This window comes from Streptomyces sp. TRM68416 (assembly GCF_014596915.1).
Taxonomy (GTDB): domain Bacteria; phylum Actinomycetota; class Actinomycetes; order Streptomycetales; family Streptomycetaceae; genus Streptomyces.
Map to the genome: position 1 here is coordinate 1 of NZ_JACVWU010000075.1, position 1,165 is coordinate 1,165.

2 protein-coding genes are annotated in these 1,165 nt (G+C 68.1%); one reads left to right on the forward strand and one right to left on the reverse strand.

Annotated elements, in window-relative coordinates; genetic code table 11:
- The first annotated feature begins 70 nt into the window (after positions 1–70).
- Positions 71–900, forward strand: a protein-coding gene (locus ICC28_RS39970; RefSeq protein WP_411158646.1) for an IS5 family transposase whose coding sequence is annotated in 2 segments (ribosomal slippage) — positions 71–413 and positions 413–900 — 831 coding nt in all. Because the reading frame shifts where the segments join, the coding sequence is not laid out codon by codon here.
- Here ICC28_RS39970 and ICC28_RS39975 read toward each other — a convergent pair.
- On the reverse strand, positions 897–1,165 hold a 269-nt coding region (locus ICC28_RS39975; RefSeq protein WP_188293786.1), incomplete at its 5' end, for a DUF2750 domain-containing protein. The two genes, ICC28_RS39970 and ICC28_RS39975, sit on opposite strands and share 4 nt — an antisense overlap.

Consider the following 1,165-nt stretch of genomic DNA (forward strand, 5'->3'; position numbering starts at 1 on the left):
TAAGAACTCCTAACGAAATGATCTTCGAGGTGGTTGGATCACTCCGGAACCGACGATCCGGGGGTGCGAGGTGGCACGGCCGAAGCCGTGGGAAGTCGACGATGAGCTGTGGGCGGTGATCGAGCCACTGCTGCCCAAGATTGAGCGCCGGACCCGGCATCCCGGGCGCAAGCGGCATCCGGACCGGCTGGTGCTCCAGGGCGTCCTGTTCGTGCTGCACACCGGGATCGCCTGGGAACACCTGCCGCAGGAACTCGGTTTCGGCTCGGGCATGACCTGCTGGCGCCGCCTGGCCGAGTGGACCGAGGCCGGAGTCTGGCCCCGACTGCACGAGGTCCTCCTCGCCAAGCTCCGCAGCGTGAACGCCCTGGACTTCTCCCAGGCGGCCGTCGACGGCTCCCATATCCGCGCGTTAAAGGGGGCTCCAAGACCGGACGAAGCCCCGTTGACCGGGGCAGGACCGGCAGCAAACACCACCTGATCACCGACGCCACCGGCATCCCGCTCGCCGTCACCCTGACCGGCGGCAACCGCAACGACGTCACCCAGCTGATCCCACTCCTCCAGGCCGTGCCGCCGGTGCGGGGCAAGCGCGGCCGACCACGACGCCGCCCAGACGTGGTGCTCGCCGACCGCGGCTACGACCACGACAAATACCGCCGCATGGTCTGGGACCTCGGCGTGAAGCCGTTGATCGCCCGCCGCGGCACCGAGCACGGCTCCGGCCTCGGAACCCAACGCTGGGTCGTGGAGCGCGCGTTCGCCCACCTGCACTGGTTCCGCCGCCTGCGGACCCGCTGGGAGATACGCGACGACATCCACGAAGCCTTCCTCACCCTCGGATGCGCACTGATCTGCTGGCGGCGACTGCGCACTCTGGCGAGCGCCCCCGTGAGCTAGTCAGCCGCCGCCAGTCGGTTGAGAACTTCCATCGGAGTGAAGCTCCAGCCGACGAGGCGCGGCCCGCTCCAGTTGATGCCGATCATGAGTCCATCCCGGGCGACATCAGGCAGTTCGCGATCGCGCCAGGTGTCCAAGGGCATGGATTCAACGCGTAGCCCATGCCCCCAGATCTTCGCTGCCCTCTGGGCGCGGGCCGAGGTCGACCAGAAGGGAAGACTTCGCGTGCCGTCCGCCGAGAGGGAAGTCGGGCTTCCGTCATCAT